Below are 19,051 nucleotides of genomic sequence, written 5' to 3'. Positions count from 1 at the left end.
GCCGGCGTCGCGTCATCACGAGGTTTCGACCTTAGCCGCGCGATGGTCCGCTCATCTGCTCATCTGGCCTTTAGCGGTGCCGTCGTGAGCCCGGCGCGGCCCCGCGGCAGACCCGGCTCAGTCCACCGCCGGGACGATGGACAGGATGGTGCCGGACTGGCGCCAGTGCTCGAGGGCCGAGTGTTGCGGGTCGTCGAAGACTACGTAGGAGTGGGCGCCGACCCGCGGCCAGGCGCCCACGGACCGGATGGGGTGGTCGACCCCGTCGTGCGGCATAGCCGCGGCCGGGGTGCGCGGGTGCCGGGCGTAGGTGCGCGCGTCCATGTCCCACACGTGGGTGGAGCCGCGGGTGTGCACCACCCACCGCCCGCTCATCCCTGGACCCAGCTCGTCCACCGTCTCTCCGGCCCCGACCGGGCGTGCCTGCGGTGCGGGGCCAGCGCTGCCGTCTGCGGTCATGGCCTAAGCGTGGCACCGGCCGCCGACATGCCCCGGCCAGCGCCGCGCAGGGACGCACCCAAGCCCCTACGTTCCTGCGTGCGCGCCTGGCAGAAACGTCTACATTCCTGCGTGTTTCACCCGCAGGAATGTAGACGTTTCTGCCCGTGGCACGTCGCGCCGATGCCGCGGGTGCGGCGCGTGTGATCCACCTTGGCAGACCTGGCGGCGGGCAGCATGGCCGCGCTCGACGTGAGCTAAGTCCGCGCTGCGGTCCCGGCGGCTGCGCACCCGAGCCCGGCGCACCCGCCGCAGCCGGCGCACCAGCCCCGGGGCGTAGGCCAGCGCCTCACGGGTGTCGATCAGGGCGTTCAGGCGCTGGTAGTACGCGGTGACGCCTAGGCCGCACCGGTCCCGGATGGCCTCCTCCTTGGCGCCGGTGCCCGCCGGGGACACCGCGACCGCCTCGAAGTCGAGGATGGCGCGGTCCCGTTCGCTCAGCCCGCTCACACCCACCCAGCGTGCGCCAGGTGCGGGCCGCGGCACTAGGCGGCCCTTGACTGCCCGGCCCAAGGTCACCCGGGCGTGAGCGGCGTCCCGAGGGTGTCGTGCGGCTCAGGCGTCCGGCTCGGGGTGGGAGCCGAGCGCCTCCTCCAGGGTCCGCAACGCCGTCTGGCGGAACGTCACCAGGACCCTCACCGCGCCGCTGGTGGTGAGGAACAGCTCGGTGCGCAGCACCTGCGCCGGGGCGGCGAACCCTGGCCGGCCCGCGAGCAGCCGCGCCCCGGGGTACACGCGGGCCGGGTCGAACTGGTCCATCTCGACGAGGGTCCAGTTGTTGCCGTCGTCGTCTTCGGCGTTGAGGTCCGCCTCGAGCAGGGTCTCCTCGGGGGCGTCGGGGGCGTCGACCATGAGCCACGCCGGCGGGTGGTCCGGGTCGGTCACACGCAGATCCCACCTCTGCCAGTACTCGGCTCGCGCCCAGGCCCGGGCCTCGGCCAGCTGTTCCTCGAGCCGGGCCGGCCGCTCGGCAGGGCCTGGCTGCTCGGCTCCCGAGGCGGCGACCGTCTCGTCGGCTGGTGCCTCGTGGTCACCCGGGGAACTGCCACGTTCGTCCGGGGTGTGGGGCTCGCTCATGCCCCTCATGGTGCCGCCAGGGTGCGACCGTCTGTCCCGTTGGCAGCACGCCATGCGCTACTGGACCGTTTACGCACGCCCCGCGCTACCGTTTACGCACGCTCTACGCTCCCGTTTACGCATGGCGCCGGGCACCCTCCCGGGGGCTGCCGTGCGGTTCGGACTCCCCCACGGCCCGGCCGGGACGATTGCCGCTAGAGCAAGAACGCGGCGTTTAGAGCACGCTAGAGCAGGCGCCGGTGCAGCCTCCCCCGTCAGCTCGCCACGCAATCGGCGCGGGCGCTGGCACCACCCCGCCGGCGTGACGTGCGGTCTCAGCCGGCGCGGGTGAAGGTGGCCCGGCCCGCGGTCAGGTTCACGTCCGTGGTGCGGTACCCGGCCTGCACCCAGGCCGGACATGGGAGTGCGCCCCGGACTCCTCGTTGGCCCGCCAGGCGCGGTGCGCGCAGGCGCTGGGCGGCACCCCGGACACGCAGATCACCCCGGCTCTGTAACTAGCCGGCGCGGCCAGACCATCACGAACATGTCAGGGTTCGGGCGGCCGTCTTCGCGTCGTGTTCACCAGGACCTCGACGTTGTCGCTCCACTGCTCGGCCGACCCGACGCCCCGAGGTAGGGCTCTTACCTCCTGGTCCGTGATGGCGTCCTCGACCACGCGGACGGCGTCCTCGACCACGCGGACGGCGTCCTCGCGTACGCCGCGGTAGGGCCGGTCCCAGAACGGCTCGACCGGGTCCTCCACGGTCGGCAGCCCGACCTCGCTCTGGAGCCGACCCAACACCATGAGCGCCTCGACGAGGCGCGCCTCCCGCGTGCGCCAGTCGGCCGCCGCCACGCACGCATGCAGGGGGTCGAGCACCGCACGCCCCCGGGGCAGCCGGGCGACGCTCGTGCCGAGCCACTTGGCGTAGGGCGGCCACGTGCGCTCGAGCAGGTGAGCCAGGTGCATCACAACCCCTGCGAGCCGCGCCGCCACGACCCGCGACCCGAGCTCGTCACCGCGCTCGCCCGTCCGGCCGATGAACGGCAGCTCCTGCGCGAGACGTGCCCAGTCCGTCGCGACGACGTGACGCCACACGTCGTCGGGATACCACTCGAGCCGTCTGCGTATGCCGGCGAGCTCGCCCGCGTCGTCGGCGAACACCTCGCCCGCGGTGACCTCGAGAACGGCCTGACCCGTGAGCGACAGCCACTCCTCGACCCCGAGATCCCGGGTGGGGTCCACGCCGAGCCGGGACACGGCGAGCCCGCGCGCCGTCTCGACCTGCACGCGATGCCGCACGACCGGGTCCCACGTAGTAGCGAACCGCACCGGATGACCGGCGTAGGACTCGGGCAGGCGCTCGGACAGATGCGCGTCGACGTCATCGGCGAGGGCTGCCGGGACGAGGAGGTTGAGGCGCAGCCCCCAGTCGTGGTCGCGCGACATCTCGTCGTCGAGGCCGAGCACGTCGGACCCGCTCCCCAGTCGCGCCGCCGCACAGGCCATCTCGGGCCAACGCTGGCGCACGACGGGCTCGACGACATGGTGAAAGTACGCGCGCGACAGCTCGGTTCCGCTGATAGTCACGGCCTGATCGTGCCAGCCCCGGGCCGCAGGTGACGTCTGCCGCCGCGCCCGTTCGCTGGCATCACGAGCCCGGAGTCGGTCGATGACGTCGACGACCGGTGCCGTTCGACGCTTCGGCGGACGGGGTCAGACGGTGGGCTCCTTCCGGTCCTCCAGACCGGAGGCACCGATGGGCTGCAGTTCTTCGACATGCTCGAGTGGGCAGCGCAGGATCGCCAGCGAGCGGGCAAAATGCCCGGCGACCGCGTACGGGACCAGGATCGCGGCGAAGCACAGCGCCGCGACGGTGGCGCCGAACGCGTGCGCGAGCCAACCGGCCAGGAGCATGCCGACCCAGGTCAGCGACTGGGCGCAGAACGCCGACGCCGCGCCGATGCGCCCGGCCAGCGCGTCCGGGACCAGCCGAGCGGTGTACGACTCCCACACCGTGACCATGGGCACCGAGGCGAAGGTGAAGACCGCGGTGGCCAGGCCGATCTGCCACGGCGCCGGCAGCACGGCGGCGAGGCCGAGACTGGCCACGTAGATCCAGCCGCCGGCCCGGAATGCGCGCAGCGCCCGGACGCGGCGCAGGATCGCCCCGGCCAGCAGCGCCCCGAGGATGCCACCGGCGAGGACCCCGGCGTTGGTGACACCGATCAGCTGAGGCGAGGCGCCGCGCTCGGCGAGCAGCGCCACCAGCAGCAGCATGAAGCTGTTGCCGACCAGGTTAGTGACCGCGACCCAGCCGGTGGTGAACCGCAGGAAGTCGTGGTGCCCGATGACCCGGAACCCGTCCCGGATGTCGGCGAGCACGCTCGGCGACGGCGGTGCGTCCTCACCGGTCTGCCGGTCGGGTCCCAGCGGGCGCCGGATCAAGGCGGCGCCGATCGCGGCGAAGAAGAACGACACGGCGTCGACTCCGAACGGCAGCCACCGCGCCGCCGAGAACAACAGCGCGGCCAGCGGCGAACCGGCGAGCTGCGCCCCCATCGCCAGACCCTGCTCCTGGGCCGCGCGGGCGGCAAACTGCTCCTTGGGCACGATCCGGCGCAGCGCCGGCAGTACCGCCCCGTAGCGCACCCCGTTGACCAGCCCGGACAACAGTGCCAGCACCGCGAGCAGGTTGACGCGCACCGGGCCGCTGAGCAGCGAGACCGTGACCACGCCCATCAGGACGGCCTGCAGCACCGGGGCCGCCACCAGCACCGCCTTGCGCGACCGCCGATCCGCCAGCGCCCCACCCCAGAGCAGGGTAATCAGCCCGCCGATACGCCCCGCCGCCGCGATGATCCCGGCGTCGAGCACCGACCCGGTGATGAACACCGCCAGCAGCGGGAACGCCATCACCGACAGGTTGCTGCCCAACAGCGACACCGCATTGCCGCTCCACCAGCACATGTAGTCCCCGTTGCGCCACAGCGACGACGAGCCCGGCACTTCGGCAGGCCCGGTCGCTGCCGGCTGCTCGCCGGGGATGTCAACCGGGGTCCGATCTGATGCCATCAGCGACTCCTCTGACGTTTGGGTTCAGTCGTCGGCGGCTCGTCGGTGTGCGCGCAGAGCGGGCACCAGATAGGCCGGGTCAGGGCCGGGGCCGGGGGTGTGGTCGGTGAGCAGATGCGGCGAGGATCCGCTCGTAGACGTCGTAGAGGAGGGCGGCCTGGGCGCCCGTTGTTGTCGAACGTCCCCCCGTTCAGTCGGCCCGGGTGAACGTGACCCGGCCAGCGGTCAGGTTCACGTCGGTGGTGCGGTACCCGGCGTGCAGCCAGGACCGGGCGTGGGAGTGCGTCCCGGACTCCTCGTTGGCCCACCAGGCGCGGTGCACGTAGGCGCTGGGCGGCAGCCCGCCGGGCACGACCCCGGCCACCTCGGCGAAGGTCAGCGTCACCTGGGCCAGCCGCTGGTGCCTTAGGAAGTCGCGCAGCTCGTCGTACTTGCCCATGCCGGCCATCATGGCGCCCCGGCCGGCCGGCCGCGCCCCGACGCGGCCACCCACGGCGGCACCCGCAGCCCCTGACCCGAGGGCGCGAGCACCGGGCGTCGGCCGGTGCGCCCGGCCAGGCTGACCAGGACCGCCACGGACAACATCCCCGGCCCCGCGCTCGGCCTGACGCAGGCTCTGCGCGCTGACGCCGAGCGCCCGCCGCCAGCGCGACCCCGGTCAGCGGCGGGTCCAGCTCGTGCTGGCGGTCCCCCCCACAGCTCGGCCTCCCCGTGCAGCCTCACCGCGCCACTCTGGGCTGCACGGTGCGCTCCACGCTGGACCGTCGGCGCCGGGGGGGCTGACGCCTCCGCTCGGCTTCGCAAGGGCTGACTGCGCCGGCTTCCCCGCCACGGACTGTCACGGGCGTCGTCCAGATCGGACGGCGAAGGGCACGGGAAGAGCTATTCCCGTCCCCTTCCGGACGGACCGGTTCAGCCGGTCGGAAGGCACTTACCGTGAATGACATGACCACCGCGGGGTCCCCCGCGACCCCCGACCCCCAGCAGCCGCGGCCGGACGCCACCCCCGCCGCACCGGGCGGGCCGAGCGCGTTCGCCGTGTTCCGGGCCGCCGCCGCGCACCGACGCAGCCAGCACACCCGCGACCACGGCCGACCGGAGGCCTGGGCCGACCCGGACCCGGCTGCGATCCTGGCCCTGCCGGCGGGCCGCCACCCGGTGGACCGGGTGCTGGCCCGGCAGAAGGCAGGACGGTCCCGGGCCAACTTCCGGTACAAGCTCGCCGGGGCTCACGCCCGCCTGGCCGGAATGCCCGGCCGCAGCGTGACTGGCACCGACCCGCACTCCTTCCCCTGGCACCACCTCGACGCCGACGCGGCCGCGGAATACCGCCGCGAGGTGTACCGGGCGTACCCCAAGCAGAGCTCCCGCAACGACGCCGTCTCGGTGGTGCGCCGCGTGGTGACCCAGTGCCACCGGGTCGGCCTGATCAGCGCCCTGCGGCGTGACGAGTTGCTGGAGGAGCTGTACACCGTCGCTCCCGGCCCCTCGACCAAGCGGCGCCGACTGGCCCCCAGCGAGGTCGCCGCCCTTCTCGCGGCCTGTGAGGACCAGCCCACCCCCAAGGGCGCCGCCCGGGACACCGCCATCGTCGCCCTGCTGCGCACCACCGGGATGCGCGTCGGTGAGCTCGCCGGCCTCGACCTGGCCGACTGGGAGCGTGCCGACCAGACCATGTGCCTGCGCGACACGAAGAATGGTCGGGACCACCTGGTCTTTCTCCACCCTGACGCCGTGCCGTACCTGGATCGGTGGCTTGGCATCCGAGGTCACGCCCCCGGAGCCCTGTTCACCCCCCTGCCCGGCCACGGCCTGCGCCACCTGAACCCCAACTACATCCAGCAGCGGATCCAGCTGCATGCCCGCACCGTCGGGATCCCCCCGTTCGGCTGCCACGACTTCCGGCGGACCTTCGCCACCGAGCTGCTCCGCTCCCACGACGTGGCCCTGGTCGGCAAACTGCTCAACCACACCAAGCTGTCCAGCACGCTGATCTACGACCTGGCCGACGAGGACGAGCAGCGCGCCGCGGTCGCCAGCCTGGACCTGCCGTCCGTCGCCGGGCGACCGGTGGAACTGCCGCACGTGGACGGCGCGGCATGAGCGCCGCGCCGCTGCACACGGTCACGGCCGAGGAGGCCGAGGTGCTGGAGCTGCGGTCCCAGGCCCTGGCGGCGTTCAAGGCCCGCTACCGGCACAACCCCGAGAGCCAGCGCGCCATGGTCGGCGCGCTGCGCCGCCTGGCCACCGGCTTCACCGACGGGACCTGCAACGAGCGAACCTTCCCGTGGGAGCTGGTCGTGGACGCCGACCTCAGCGAGCAGATGTGGGGCACCGTCGCCGAGCGCTACGCGGCCAAGACCGCCACCAAGGACGCCTCGGCGCTGCGCGTGATGCTCGACTGCTGCCGCCGGGTCGGGTTGCTGACCTACGACGAGTACCGCAGCGCCACCGCCTTCGAGGCCAAGGGCGGCCAGCAGCGTCCCCCCGCCGGCCGCTTCCTGTCCGAGGCGGACATCGAGGGGATCGTGCGTACCGCCGCCAGCGGCAGCGGCGGCGACGTCACCCGCCTGCGCGACACCGCCCTCCTCCTGGCCGGCGCCAGCTCCGGGGCCCGGGCCCACGAGATCACCGGCGTCCGGCTGCACGACATCCACCTCGACCAGGCCCGGATCTGGCTCGAGCGCACCAAGAGCGGCCGCCAGCGCAACGCGTGGCTCCACCCCGCCGCCGTACAGGCCCTCCGGGCCTGGCTCGAGGTGCGCGGCAGCCAGCCCGGGTTCCTGTTCGTGCCCCTATCCCGCACGGGTCGACCCCTGCTGGAGCACGGCGCCTTGAGTACCCACCAGGCCCGCAAGATCATCCGCGCCCGGGCGCTGGAGGCCGGGTACGACGGGGTCGGCGCCCACGACCTGCGCCGCTTCGTCATCAGCACCCTGCTGGAAACCACCGATCTCGCGCTGGTCGCCAAGGTCGTCGGCCACACGAACCCAGCCACCACCGCCAGCTACGACCGGCGTCCCTTGGCCCGGCAGCGCGCCGCGGTGGAGACGTTGGTCTTGCCCAGGCTCTACGGGTAACCCACCCCTTCCGGCCTACCAACGGCACGTTGGCTCGCAGGTCCACTGGCTCAGCCCCGTAGGGCGTGTTTGGGCGGACCGCGTGCCGATGTCGGGGATCGATGTCACAGTGGCGCGGTGATCGTCCAGACCAGGATCGTGGGGGACAGCTCCGGACTCGATGACCACGACGTGGCCGTCCCGGCCGACGTCGTGACCATGCGCCAACTGCTCGGGGTGCTGGTGCGCCACGAGCTCGCGGCATACGACTCCCGACGCGAGGCCAACCGGGCCCTTCGAGTGCTGACCCCTGCTGACCTCGCCCGCGGTGTTGGGAGCGGCCGCTACGGCCGCGAGGTCAAGGCAGCACGCACCGCACCGACATACGAGGTCGCGCTGGCGCGCGCGATCGAGGCCTTCGACGACGGGCTCTACTTCGCCTTCCTCGACGGCTGCCAGGTCGAGGACCTCGACTCGCCTCTCCCCGTCCGCCCCGACTCGACGCTGCGCCTCGTGCGGCTCGTCGCGCTGGCCGGGGGCTGAACCGTGCTGTCGGGGGAACAGGCTGCCGTCGAGCTGCGCAAGTACGCCGCGTCAGACGCCGACTGGCGCAAGGGAGTTCGGGTCCGCAAGCGGATTGCGCCGTCGTTGGCGTCGCGCATCGCGGCGGCGATGGGCGACCGTCGGCAGCCGTGGGAGCCCCTTGCCGCCGAGCTCGACCAGCTGTCAGAGGGCAAGCGGGCCAAGGTGCTCGGGGCGCTCAGCCCCGAGATGGGAGCCGACCTATCCCGGTGGTGGGAGTGGTCCCGCTCGGCGCCGTACCAGCGCGGCTGGGACCGCCGTGCCTACCGCTCTCCCGACCCGGAGCACTCGCGCCCGGGCCGGTGGCACGAGCTGGGGCGGCTGCTCGTCCACGGCTGCCGGTACCCCCAACCGCTCACCTGGCAGGCGTCGTGGCTGCTGCATGCGGGCGGCGTCGTCCCGCTCGGTGGCGTGCTGGCCTCCGCCATCGACGCGGGCAACCGTGAGATCGCGGCGATCCTGCGCGACAGCCTCCAGGCCCGGCACCCGGTCAGCGGTCCCAGCGCCCAGGCGTACGCCGCCCTGCTCGCGGCGGCCGACCCGGCCGGCTGGGAGGTGGTCGAGGCGCTGCTCGTCTCCGCGCAACGCGCCGAGGGGGTTCGTCAGGCGATCCTCGAGGCCGCAGATGTGGCGCACCCGCAGGCGTTCACCCGCCTGCTGGGGCGCGTCGTGGAACTGGACCTGACCCGCTTCGCCGGGACCGTACGAGCCGTCGGCGTCTGGTTCGGCGACGAGCTCGACGTCCGGCGGGGGCGTCAGCTCTCCGACGCGCTGCACACCACCCTCGGCTTCCTGCAGAGGCGGCCCTCCGCGGCAGACCTGCGCGAGGCCAATGCGGCAACGGCCTACCTCGGCCTGTGGACCCTTGCTCTCCGCGACGCCCCCGCGACGGTGCCGGTCGCTGCCGCGCTGCTCGACCACCCCGACCAGGCACACCGCCTAGCCGCCGCCCGCCTGCTCACCGACCTGGCGCTGCCGTCCGCGGGCGAGGAGCTGGTTTGTGCGCTGGAGGACCCCGCGATCCCGGTGTACGCCGCAGCGGTCGCCGCCTGGCCAACGTCGACGCACGGCAAGGAGTCCGCAGGCGAGCTGCCCCCACGCGTCCGGGCCGCCCTGACCAAGCGGGTCGAGACCCTGGGCAAGACCCGCGACGTGGAGACCGGGATCCTCGGCCGCCGGGTCCAGAAGATCGGCGCCGCGCTAGCGGCCGACGTCATCATCGCCCACACCCCGGGGGACCGCCTCGACCCCCTGATGGTCGCGGCCGCGTCCTCGGACGGCCGATACGACGCGGTCCGCCGCTACGCCGCCGACCCGGTGGGCAACCGGGCGCTGCTCTTCGGCTTCCTCACCGACCTGTCCACACACGTCCGTGGTCTAGCCGCCAACGCCTTGTCCGGACTGCCGGCGATCACCCCCGAGGAGGCAGCCCTTCTGGAGCAGGCGCTGACCCGCAAGTCGGCCGACCTACGCACCACCGCACTCACCCTTCTGCAGAAGCAGGACACCGCCGGTGTGGCCGCCTCGGCGGCGCGCCTCGCCGGCGGCACCGCCGAGCAGCAGCGAGCCGCCGCGGAGCTGGGTCTGCTCACCGGCCAGGCGACCGCGCCCGAGGCACCGCCCTCCTTGGAGATCCCGCCGGCCGTCCGGTTCAGTCCGGCCGACCGCACCCCCGCCGTGCGGCCGGAGCCGCCCCCCGCGCACGTCTGGGAGCGTTATCACCGGGGTTGTGCACTCGTGTGGAGCTCGCTCGGCGCCTGGCTCGACGAGCACGCGGACACGGAGGTGCACACCAACAACGGCGTCGAGCTGCTCGCCAACGTGCGGTGGATCGGCCAGTCCCGCGACGGCGCCCTACCCCTGGCAGAACTCCTGGAGCCGTGGTGGGAGCGAACCCGCCACCAGTTGACCGACGGCGGTGTCGAGCTGGCGTTGCTGAGCCTCATGGGCCAAGGCCAGGGCGACTGGGTGCGCCATCTCAACCGCCTCGTCATCGGGCCGGCCCGGGACGCAGTCCGCAGCCCCCAGCTGAACTCGCTGCGCGGCCAGGTCATCGGCCAGGTCGCGGCCCACGCGTGGCGGCCGAGCTGGGCCACCCCGGTCCTGGACCTGCTCGACACCGCAGCGGCCGCCCTGCCGCCCGAGGGGCTGATGGGCCCGCCCGAAGTGATGGCGAAACGCGGTCGACGACTGGAGCGCGACCAGTGGGGGAACATCATCGGCGGCGACGACCGGGTGAGCACCTTCGGTGCGCTGTTCCGCGGCCTGGACGACCGACTCGACCCGGCGACCCTGTCCGACGCGCACCTGTCCCGGCTTTGGCGGACCCTGCGCTTCCTCGACGAGCCGGAGGGCACCTTCGACACGTGGGACGGCCCGACCCTCGAGGTCGCGATCACGCATGGGTACGGTCAGGTGCAGGACGAGCGTGCCCATGTCCCGGATCGACCGGACCGGATGGTCCCGAAGGCCCGGATCATCACGGCCGCGTACGAGCGCGGCATCGCCACCCGTGCCGACCTGGTCGACGCCTTGGTCGTGCACCCCCGCCGAGGACGCCACCTCGGCATCGTGGGCCCCCGCCATGGCGACGTGACCGGCGCGCTCACCGCCCCGAGGCCCGAGCGCTGGGCGGCTGGCGAACGCGCCCAGTCCGTCGTGGAGGAGGTGCGCAGCGCCGTCATCGGACACGAGGTGCGCCGCGGCGACCTGCCCACACCGCTGTCGCCGACCGCACGGGCACTCCGCTCGGCGTACGGCGCAGCGAGCCTCGTGAACGTGCTGGCCGCCCTCGGCAAGAGACCGTTCGCCCGCGGCTACGCCTGGAACGACTCCCGCGAGAGCGGGCTCTCGCACCTCGTGCGCATCCACCAGCCCCGGCCCGATGACACACCCGAGGGGCTGGGCCGACTCGTGAAGGCAGCCAGGATCTCTGACAGGCGCCTCGTCGAGACCGCGGTCTACGCGCCCCAGTGGTCCGGCCTCATCGAGCAACACCTCGGCTGGCCGGGCCTGGAGTCCGCAGTGTGGTGGGTGCATGCACACACCAAGGACGACAGCTGGAGCGTGGATGCGCAGATCCGTTCCCAGTGGGCCAACGAGGTCAGCCAGCGGACCCCGCTCGACAGCACCGACCTGGTCCGTGGCGGCGTCGATGTCGAGTGGTTCCGGGGCATGCTCGAGACCCTCGGGCCGGCGCGCTTCGACCCAGTTCTCGCTGCCGCGAAGTACGCCTCCTCCTCCGGCGGCCACAAGCGGGCGGAGCTCTTCGCCGCGGCCCTCCGCGGCGACGTCGACGCGGACGCCCTGTCGGCCCGGGTCCGCGACAAGCGCCACCAGGACTCCGTCCGTGCCCTCGGGCTCGTACCGCTCCCGGACCAGGGCGCCGAGGAGGCGCTGCTGGTCCGCTACGAGACGCTGCGCGCGTTCGTCGCATCCGACCGGACGGCCGGGTCGCAACGGCGGGCGTCGGAGTCGACCGCGGTCGAGGTGGGTCTGGAGAACCTCGCCCGCGGGGCCGGCTACCGCGACCCACAGCGGCTCGTGTGGGCGATGGAGGCAGCCGCCGTCCGCGACCTTGCCGACGGGCCGGTCACCGCCACCGACGGAGACCTCCTCGTCAGCCTCAGCCTGGACAGCGCCGGTGCACCGCAGCTGACCGCCGAACGCGCGGGCAAGCCCTTGAAGTCCGTGCCGGCTAAAAGCGCCAAGGTGCCAGAAGTCGCGGCCCTGAAGGAGCGCGCCACCCGGCTGCGTCAGCAGTCGCGCCGGATGCGGGCGTCGCTGGAGGCCTCGTGCGTTCTGGGCGACCCGTTCGAGCAGGGCGAGCTCGCCGATCTGCTCCGGCACCCCGTACTGGCCCCGATGCTCCGCGACCTCGTGATGGTCAGCGCCGAGGGCGTGGCGGGCTTCGCCAGCGACCAACCCACGGTGCTGCTGGGACCGGACGGAACGTCCCGCGAAGCGATCGGCGGCGCCCTGCGGGTGGCCCACCCGCTGGACCTGCTCGGCACGGGCGAGTGGCCGGACTTCCAGCACGCGGTGATGGCCCAGCAGCGGACGCAGCCGTTCAAGCAGGTCTTCCGCGAGCTGTACACGCTCTCGGCCGGCGAGCGCGACGAGGCAGGCACCACCTCACGCCGGTACGCCGGTCACCAGATCGAGCGCCATCGGGGCGCGGGACTCTTCGCCTCCCACGGCTGGGTGGCGGACTTCGAGGTGGGCTTCTCGCGCACGTTCCACCAGGAGAAGCTGACCGCCTGGTGCCACGTGCTCGACGGCTGGGGCTCGCCGACCGAGGTCGAGGACGCGACCGTCACTGATATCACCTTCCACCCGGCCGGATCCTGGCAGCCCCTCCCCCTCGCCGAGGTGCCCGCGCGGATCTTCTCCGAGGTGATGCGCGACCTCGACCTGGTCGTCTCGGTCGCCCACGCCAGCGGCGTCGACCCTGAGACGTCGGAGTCGTCGGTGCAGATGCGCGCCCGATTGGTCGACGAGACCGCCTCCCTGCTCAGCCTGGGCAACGTCGAGGTGGGCGGACACCACGCCCGCGTAAAGGGCACGCTCGGCACCTACTCGGTGCACCTCGGCTCTGGCCTCGTTCACCGCATCCCCGGAAACGCCGTCTGCATCGTGCCGGTCGGCGCCCAGCACCGCGGCCGGGTCTTCCTGCCCTTCGCCGACGACGACCCGCGCACCGCCGAGGTGGTCGCGAAGGTGGTCCTGCTGGCCCGCGACCACTCCATCAAGGACCCGACCATCCTCGAGCAGCTCGTGCGCTAGCGAGTCGCTCGAGGCTGGAGGAACCATCGAGGGGTCCGGCTTCCACTACATGCTTCGGACAGGGTGGCGCGGCGCCCGGGTGAGTGGGCAACCGAGGTGACGCCGAGTTCCGGCGGGGAGGTGCCATGCCGACGTCAAAGCGCGCTGTCCCTGTGGTCGGTGGAGGCGGTGGGGAGACAGCATGCCCACCGCCGCTCCCCCAATATTTCCCCCAGCGTCGTCCCGACCGAGCGCCCACTGGACGCCTATGCGCGATCGCAAGTACCTTCGATCAAGCCTCTGACCTGCATAAACACGGAGGCATGCTCCAAAGGATGTGGTGGTTGTGCATGTACTTCGACATCTGATCGGAGCGCAGCGGAGATGAGATGTCGAACGAAGGCTCAGTGACATCTGATCGGAGCGCAGCGGAGATGAGATGTCGAACGACGGCTCAGTGACATCTGACAGTCCCCGGTCCAGCCGGCCACAGAGGCAGGCTGACCTGCAGTGATGCGACGGCAGGCTCCCAAGGGAGCCTGCCGTCGCACTTGTGGTCGCATCACCGGTGTGTCACCCGCGCCCAGGGGTGGGCGAGGTCGTGGGTGGTTGGGCCTGCGCGTCCGCCCTTCTCGGGCTCGTGGTCGCGGTCGCTCAGGCGTCCTGAGCGACGGTAGCCTCGCGCTGCCGGGCACCGTCCGCCATCTGCGCCGCGATGGGGGCGCCGAGCCACTCGGCCGGGATGCCGAAGCCCTCGACCAGGGCCAGGGCGTCCGGCCGGAGCTCGGCGCACAGGGCGTTGACGGCGGCGGTCACCGCCTTGGCCCGGGCGGGGGTCAGCCGCCCGTGCTCGAGGAACCACGCCTTGTCCTGCTCGATGGTGGACAGGGCGTAGAGGTCACAGACCCGGGACAGCGTCTCGCGGGCCGCCGGGTCGGTGCAGGCCTCGATGCCGGCGACAAAGGCTTCGAGTATCACCCGGTCGACGTGCGCCCGGGCTGCCCGCAGCACGTGGTCCTGGGCGGCGTTGAACACCGCGAACGCGTCCGCGTCGGGAGCCCCGGCCCGGCGCAGCCGTCGCGCCAGGCCCTCAAGCACGTGCTTCTCCCGGTCCTCGAACAACCGCAGGTGCAGGGCCCGGTCGCGCAGGTCGGCCTCCCGGGTGCGCGGGCCGGCGCCGCCGATCCGCTCGAGCAGGGGCCTGGTGGCGGTGCGCTCGAGGACGCTGCCGGCAATCTGGCCCGCAGCGAAGCGGACCATTCCCAGGGTGTCCAGGTCGCCGAAGGTGTCGCGGTACTCGGTGAGCAGCCCCTTGGCCACCAGCTGAAGCAGCACCGTGTTGTCGCCCTCGAAAGTGGTGAACACGTCGGTGTCCGCCTTCAGCGCCGGCAACCGGTTCTCCGCCAGGTAGCCGGCCCCGCCGCAGGCCTCGCGGCAGGCCTGGATGGTCGAGGTGGCGTGCCACGTGACCACCGCCTTGATCCCGGCGACGCGGGACTCCAGCTCGCGCTGGGCGACCTCGTCCGGCTCGGCGGCGGTGTGCACCTCGTGCAGGGAGGCGACCAGCTCGTTCTGGGCGAACTGCAGCGCATAGCTGGTGGCCAGCGCGGGCAGCAGCTTGCGCTGGTGCGTGCGGTAGTCGAGCAGGAGGACCTCCTCGTCGCTGCCGGGAGCGGCGAACTGGCGCCGCTGCACGGCATACCGGATGGCGATGGCCAGCGCGGTCTTGGTGGCGCTGCCCGCGGCGCCGGCCACGCTCACCCGGCCGCGCACCAGGGTGCCGAGCATGGTGAAGAAGCGGCGGCTCTCGTTCTCGATCGGGCTGGAGTAGGTGCCGTCCTCGGCGACGTCGCCGAACCGGTTGAGCAGCGCCGTGCGCGGCACGCGGACGTGGTCGAAGGCCAGTGTGCCGTTGTCGACGCCATGGAGGCCGGCCTTGGCACCGCAGTCGCCGATCGCGACGCCGGGGCAGGCGCGGCCGGCCTCGTCGCGGATGGGCACGAGCAGCGCGTGCACCCCGTGGCTGCGGCCTCCGGTCACGAGCTGGGCGAAGACCACCGCGAGGCGCCCGTCCCGGGCCGCGCCTCCGATGTAGGCCTTGACCGCCCCCTCGTGCGGGGTGTCCACGACGAACTCACCGGTGCCGGGGTCGTAGGTGGCGGTGGTGTGCAGGTGCTGCACGTCGCTGCCGTGCCCGACCTCGGTCATCGCGAAGCAGCCGGGCAGCGCGAAGGAGATGACGTCCTCCAGGTAGCGCTCGTGATGCTCCCTGGTGCCCAGGTTGACGATGGCGCCGCCGAAGAGCCCCCAGTGCACGCCGGCCTTGACCAGCAGCGACAGGTCCCCGTGCGCGAGCATCTCGAACGCCGTCACCGACGCGCCGACGTCGTTCCTGCCGCCGTACTCCGCCGGGAAGCCGTTGCGCGGGTGCCCCGTGCCGGCCAGGAGGCGCATCTGCTCGAACACCCTCGCCCGGTGCGCCTCCTGGTCGAGCGTCGGGTCGGTCAGCAGGTCCTCGGGTGCGAACCGCTCCCGCGCCTCCTGGCGGACCTGGGCCCAGCGGCCGTCGAGCGCGGCGCGCAGCGTGGCACCGAGCGGAGTCAGGTCGGTCATCGGCTCTCCTCGGGGACGTCGGGTCGGTCAGGGGGCCGCAGGGCCCCGGCGAGGCCGCCCCAGGCCAGGTCGGTGACCTGCCGGGCAAGCACCTCACGAGGCTCGCGGCCCGGCTGCGCGACCCAGTGGTCGGCGGCGGCCCGGACCAGGCCGATCAGGCTGTGCGCCCAGGTGCCGGCGGCGCGGTCGTCGCGCCCCTCCCGGCGCAGGCGCGCGGCCAGGACGGCGGTGACCTGATCGGCGATCCGGGAGGTCATCCCTGCCACCGGGTCGTCGGACACCGGGGTGTCCAGCAGCGGGCGGGTCACCACGAAGCGGTAGACCTCGGGGTCGCGCTCGACCAGCATGAGGTAGCTGTCGACAGCGGCAGCTACCAGCGCACGGGGGTCGTCACCGGCGCCGGGCGTGGCCAGCGCCGAGCCGAGGTCGCGCAGGATGAGGTCGTCCACGGCGGCCACCACGGCACGGTAGAGCCCGGCGCGGTCGGTGAAGTGCCGGTAGATGACGGTCTTGCTCGTGCCGGCCTGCGCGGCGATCTGGTCCATGCCCACCCCCGCCCCGTGCCGGCGGATGGCCTTCATCGTCGCCTCCACCAGCTCGGCACGCCGGGCCCGGCGGTGCTCTGCCCATCGGGTGTCACGCCCGTCGGCGCGGGTGCTGGGGCTCATGCCGGGACAGTATCGCGTACTCGACGTACCTGCTACTTTCGGTATCCGGAACGTGCATGGCTTCCCATACCACCCGCGACAGCAGGAGGAACTCTTGGTCCCGCAGCCTCCCCACCCGGTCTACGTGGTCGGCGCCAACCGCATCCCGTTCGCCCGCGCGAACGGGCCCTACGCCCACGCGTCGAACCAGGACATGCTCACCACCGTCATCGACGGCCTGGTCGCGCGCTGCGGCCTCGCCGGCGAGCAGGTCGGCGAGGTCGCCGCCGGCGCGGTGCTCAAGCACAGCCGTGACTTCAACCTGACCCGCGAGGCGGTCCTGGGGTCCCACCTGTCGCCGTGGACGCCCGCCTACGACGTGCAGCAGGCCTGCGGCACCGGCCTGGAGACCGCGATCCTCGTCGCCAACAAGATCGCTCTCGGCCAGATCGAGTGCGGCATCGCCGGGGGCGCCGACACCGCCAGCGACGCACCGATCGCGGTCAACGAGGGGCTGCGCCGGACGCTGCTGGAGGTCAACCGGGCCCGCAGCCTCGGCGACCGGGTCAAGGCCCTGGCCGGCCTGCGCCCCGGACAGGTCGTCCCCGAGATCCCGCGCAACGCCGAGCCCCGCACCGGCCTTGCCATGGGTGAGCACCAGGCCCTGACCACGGTCGACTGGGGCATCACCCGCGAGGCCCAGGACGAGCTCGCCGCGGCCAGCCACCACAAGCTCGCCGCCGCCTATGACCGCGGCTTCTTCGACGACCTGCTGACCCCCTACCTCGGCCTCACCCGGGACCAGAATCTGCGCGCCAACACGTCGGTGGAGAAGCTCGCCGCGCTGCAGCCGGTCTTCGGTGAGGGCGAGGGTGCCACCATGACGGCGGGCAACTCCACCCCGCTGACCGACGGCGCTTCCGCGGTGCTGCTCGCGACCCAGGAGTGGGCCGAGGCCCACGGTCTGCCCCTGCTGGCCCGGTTCGTCGACGCCACCACGGCCGCGGTCGACTACGTGCACGGCGACGAGGGCCTGCTCATGGCCCCCGCGTATGCCGTGCCCCGCCTCCTCGCGCGAAACGGCCTGAGCCTGCAGGACTTCGACTTCTACGAGATCCACGAGGCCTTCGCCTCGACCGTGCTGTGCACGCTGAAGGCCTGGGAGGACGAGGAGTTCTGCCACAACCGGCTCGGGCTCGACGCACCGCTGGGGGCGATCGACCGCAGCCGGCTCAACGTCAACGGCTCCTCGCTGGCCGCCGGTCATCCGTTCGCCGCGACGGGCGGCCGAATCGTGGCCACGTTGGCGAAACTGTTGTCCGAGAAGGGATCTGGCCGCGGCCTGGTGTCCATCTGCGCCGCCGGTGGCCAGGGCGTGGTGGCGATCCTGGAGGCCGCGGCATGAGCGACCGGTACCTCGACCTCGTCAACAGCGGCGTCGGCCGCACTCTCGCGGCTCGGCTCGGTTTGCCCCGCCCCACTCCCCTGCGCCGGTATGCCGTGGGCCAGGCAGCGCTGACAGGTCCCGCCCTGGTCGTGGGGGCCGGCGACGCGCCGCTGCTGCCCGGCGTGCGAGCGGTCCTGCGGCACGCGGGGATCGACGTCGTTGGCCCCGACGCCGGGTCGACCTGCGCGCTGGGCGCGGTCGTCCTCGATGCCAGCGCGGCCCGCGCGGTCGGCGACCTCGAGGCGGCCCGCGCCGCCCTGGTGGCCGGCCTGAAACAGCTCGGGCCATGGGGCCGGGTGCTGCTGCTGGGGACCCCGCCTGCGCAGCTCACCGCGCCGGCCGAGGCTGCCACCCAGCACGCACTCGAGGGCATCGTCCGCAGCGTCGCCAAGGAGCTTCGCGACGGCGCCACCGCCAACCTCCTGCTCGTCGCCGAGGGCGGGGAGACGGCGCTGGCCGCACCCGTGCGCTTCTTCCTCTCCGCCCGCTCGGCCTACGTCGACGGACAGGTGCTGCAGGTCGGTCCTGGTGCCCCGGAGGGCGCGGGCGACCTCGACCATCCCCTGGACGGCAAGGTGGCCGTGGTGACCGGCGCCGGCCGGGGCATCGGCGCCGCCATCGCCGAGGTCCTGGCCCGGGACGGCGCCACCGTGGTCTGCGTCGACGTCCCGGCGGCGGGCGAATCCCTGGCGGCCGTGGCCAACCGGGTCGGGGGCACCGCACTGCAGCTGGACATCACCACCCCGGACGCCGGTGAGCGGATCGCCGCCCACGTCGCCCAGCGGCACGGGCAGCGGCTCGACGTCCTCGTGCACAACGCCGGCATCACCCGCGACAAGCTGCTGGTCAACACCGACGCCGAGCGCTGGGCCAGCGTGTTGGCGGTCAACCTCGAGGCCCAGCTGCGGATCAACGACGTGCTGCTCGACGCCACACGGGAGGGCGCCCTGGCCGACGGCGGCCGCGTCATCAGCGTGTCCTCGACCAGCGGGATCGCCGGCAACCGGGGTCAGGCCAACTACGCCGCGAGCAAGGCCGGCGTGATCGGGCTGGTCCAGGCCCTCTCGGCTCAGGTCACCGGGCGGGGCATCACCGTCAACGCCGTCGCGCCGGGCTTCATCGAGACCGAGATGACCGCCCGGATGCCCATCGGCACCCGCGAGGTGGGGCGGCGGATCAACAGCCTGGGCCAGGGCGGCAGGCCGGTCGACGTCGCGGAAGCGATCGCGTTCCTCGCGCACCCGGACAACACCGGGGTCACCGGCCAGGTGCTGCGCGTGTGCGGCCAGAGCATGATCGGGGCCTGAGC

Annotated in this window: 15 protein-coding genes; 6 read left to right on the top strand and 9 right to left on the bottom strand. The window is 72.9% G+C overall.

The features are described from left to right. Positions 1-117: 117 nt before the first annotated feature. The 7 genes from FB474_RS07165 to FB474_RS21340 all read right to left on the bottom strand — a co-directional run bounded on the left by FB474_RS07165 (position 118) and on the right by FB474_RS21340 (position 5,206). Positions 118-459, bottom strand: coding sequence for a hypothetical protein (locus FB474_RS07165; RefSeq protein WP_141788018.1), 342 nt, complete (start codon positions 457-459; stop codon positions 118-120). Positions 460-558: 99 nt separating this feature from the next. Continuing rightward, the gene (locus FB474_RS07160) at positions 559-948 is read right to left on the bottom strand and encodes a DUF3263 domain-containing protein (protein WP_246092072.1); all 390 of its coding nucleotides are present in this window, start codon (positions 946-948) and stop codon (positions 559-561) included. 105 nt (positions 949-1,053) lie between these two features. Continuing rightward, positions 1,054-1,575: a hypothetical protein gene (locus FB474_RS07155; RefSeq protein ID WP_141788016.1), complete on the bottom strand. Its 522-nt coding sequence runs from the start codon at positions 1,573-1,575 to the stop codon at positions 1,054-1,056. Between the two features lie 526 nt (positions 1,576-2,101). Continuing rightward, a complete protein-coding gene (locus FB474_RS07150; protein WP_141788015.1) occupies positions 2,102-3,145 on the bottom strand; it encodes a DUF4037 domain-containing protein in 1,044 nt (347 codons plus the stop codon). A 126-nt stretch (positions 3,146-3,271) separates the two neighbouring features. After that, positions 3,272-4,630 carry an MFS transporter gene (locus FB474_RS07145; protein ID WP_141788014.1) on the bottom strand — a complete coding sequence of 453 codons (1,359 nt, stop codon included), beginning with the start codon at positions 4,628-4,630 and terminating at the stop codon, positions 3,272-3,274. Between the two features lie 190 nt (positions 4,631-4,820). Next, positions 4,821-5,069, bottom strand: a complete 249-nt coding sequence (locus FB474_RS07140) for a DUF7662 domain-containing protein (protein ID WP_141788013.1) — start codon at positions 5,067-5,069, stop codon at positions 4,821-4,823. An 8-nt stretch (positions 5,070-5,077) separates the two neighbouring features. Continuing rightward, a complete protein-coding gene (locus FB474_RS21340; RefSeq protein ID WP_281286305.1) occupies positions 5,078-5,206 on the bottom strand; it encodes a hypothetical protein in 129 nt (42 codons plus the stop codon). A 369-nt stretch (positions 5,207-5,575) separates the two neighbouring features. On the opposite strand from FB474_RS21340, the gene FB474_RS07135 reads away from it, so the two are divergent. The 4 genes from FB474_RS07135 (at position 5,576) to FB474_RS07120 (ending at position 13,056) form a co-directional block, all read left to right on the top strand. Next, positions 5,576-6,733, top strand: a complete 1,158-nt coding sequence (locus tag FB474_RS07135; RefSeq protein WP_141788012.1) for a tyrosine-type recombinase/integrase — start codon at positions 5,576-5,578, stop codon at positions 6,731-6,733. Then, on the top strand, positions 6,730-7,710 hold the full coding sequence (locus FB474_RS07130) for a tyrosine-type recombinase/integrase (protein WP_141788011.1): 981 nt from the start codon (positions 6,730-6,732) through the stop codon (positions 7,708-7,710). The genes FB474_RS07135 and FB474_RS07130 overlap by 4 nt, the downstream gene beginning before the upstream one ends. A 117-nt stretch (positions 7,711-7,827) precedes the next feature. Further along, positions 7,828-8,232: a hypothetical protein gene (locus FB474_RS07125; protein WP_221632467.1), complete on the top strand. Its 405-nt coding sequence runs from the start codon at positions 7,828-7,830 to the stop codon at positions 8,230-8,232. 3 nt (positions 8,233-8,235) lie between these two features. Continuing rightward, positions 8,236-13,056, top strand: coding sequence for a DUF4132 domain-containing protein (locus FB474_RS07120; protein ID WP_141788010.1), 4,821 nt, complete (start codon positions 8,236-8,238; stop codon positions 13,054-13,056). 633 nt (positions 13,057-13,689) lie between these two features. Here the strand turns inward: FB474_RS07120 and FB474_RS07115 are convergent. Together FB474_RS07115 and FB474_RS07110 are read right to left on the bottom strand one after the other, a co-directional pair. Next, positions 13,690-15,648, bottom strand: a complete 1,959-nt coding sequence (locus FB474_RS07115) for an acyl-CoA dehydrogenase family protein (RefSeq protein WP_141788009.1) — start codon at positions 15,646-15,648, stop codon at positions 13,690-13,692. Further along, the gene (locus FB474_RS07110) at positions 15,645-16,316 is read right to left on the bottom strand and encodes a TetR/AcrR family transcriptional regulator (protein WP_141788008.1); all 672 of its coding nucleotides are present in this window, start codon (positions 16,314-16,316) and stop codon (positions 15,645-15,647) included. The genes FB474_RS07115 and FB474_RS07110 overlap by 4 nt, the downstream gene beginning before the upstream one ends. A gap of 94 nt (positions 16,317-16,410) precedes the next feature. Between FB474_RS07110 and FB474_RS07105 the strand changes: the two genes are divergently transcribed. Together FB474_RS07105 and FB474_RS07100 are read left to right on the top strand one after the other, a co-directional pair. After that, a complete protein-coding gene (locus FB474_RS07105; protein WP_246092071.1) occupies positions 16,411-17,700 on the top strand; it encodes an acetyl-CoA C-acetyltransferase in 1,290 nt (429 codons plus the stop codon). Next, positions 17,697-19,049 carry a 3-oxoacyl-ACP reductase gene (locus FB474_RS07100; protein ID WP_141788006.1) on the top strand — a complete coding sequence of 451 codons (1,353 nt, stop codon included), beginning with the start codon at positions 17,697-17,699 and terminating at the stop codon, positions 19,047-19,049. The genes FB474_RS07105 and FB474_RS07100 overlap by 4 nt, the downstream gene beginning before the upstream one ends. The last annotated feature ends 2 nt before the right edge of the window (positions 19,050-19,051 follow it).

The sequence above is a fragment of the Oryzihumus leptocrescens genome (assembly GCF_006716205.1).
Classification (GTDB): Bacteria; Actinomycetota; Actinomycetes; order Actinomycetales; family Dermatophilaceae; genus Oryzihumus; species Oryzihumus leptocrescens.
This window is presented reverse-complemented; position numbering and strand designations above follow the sequence as displayed.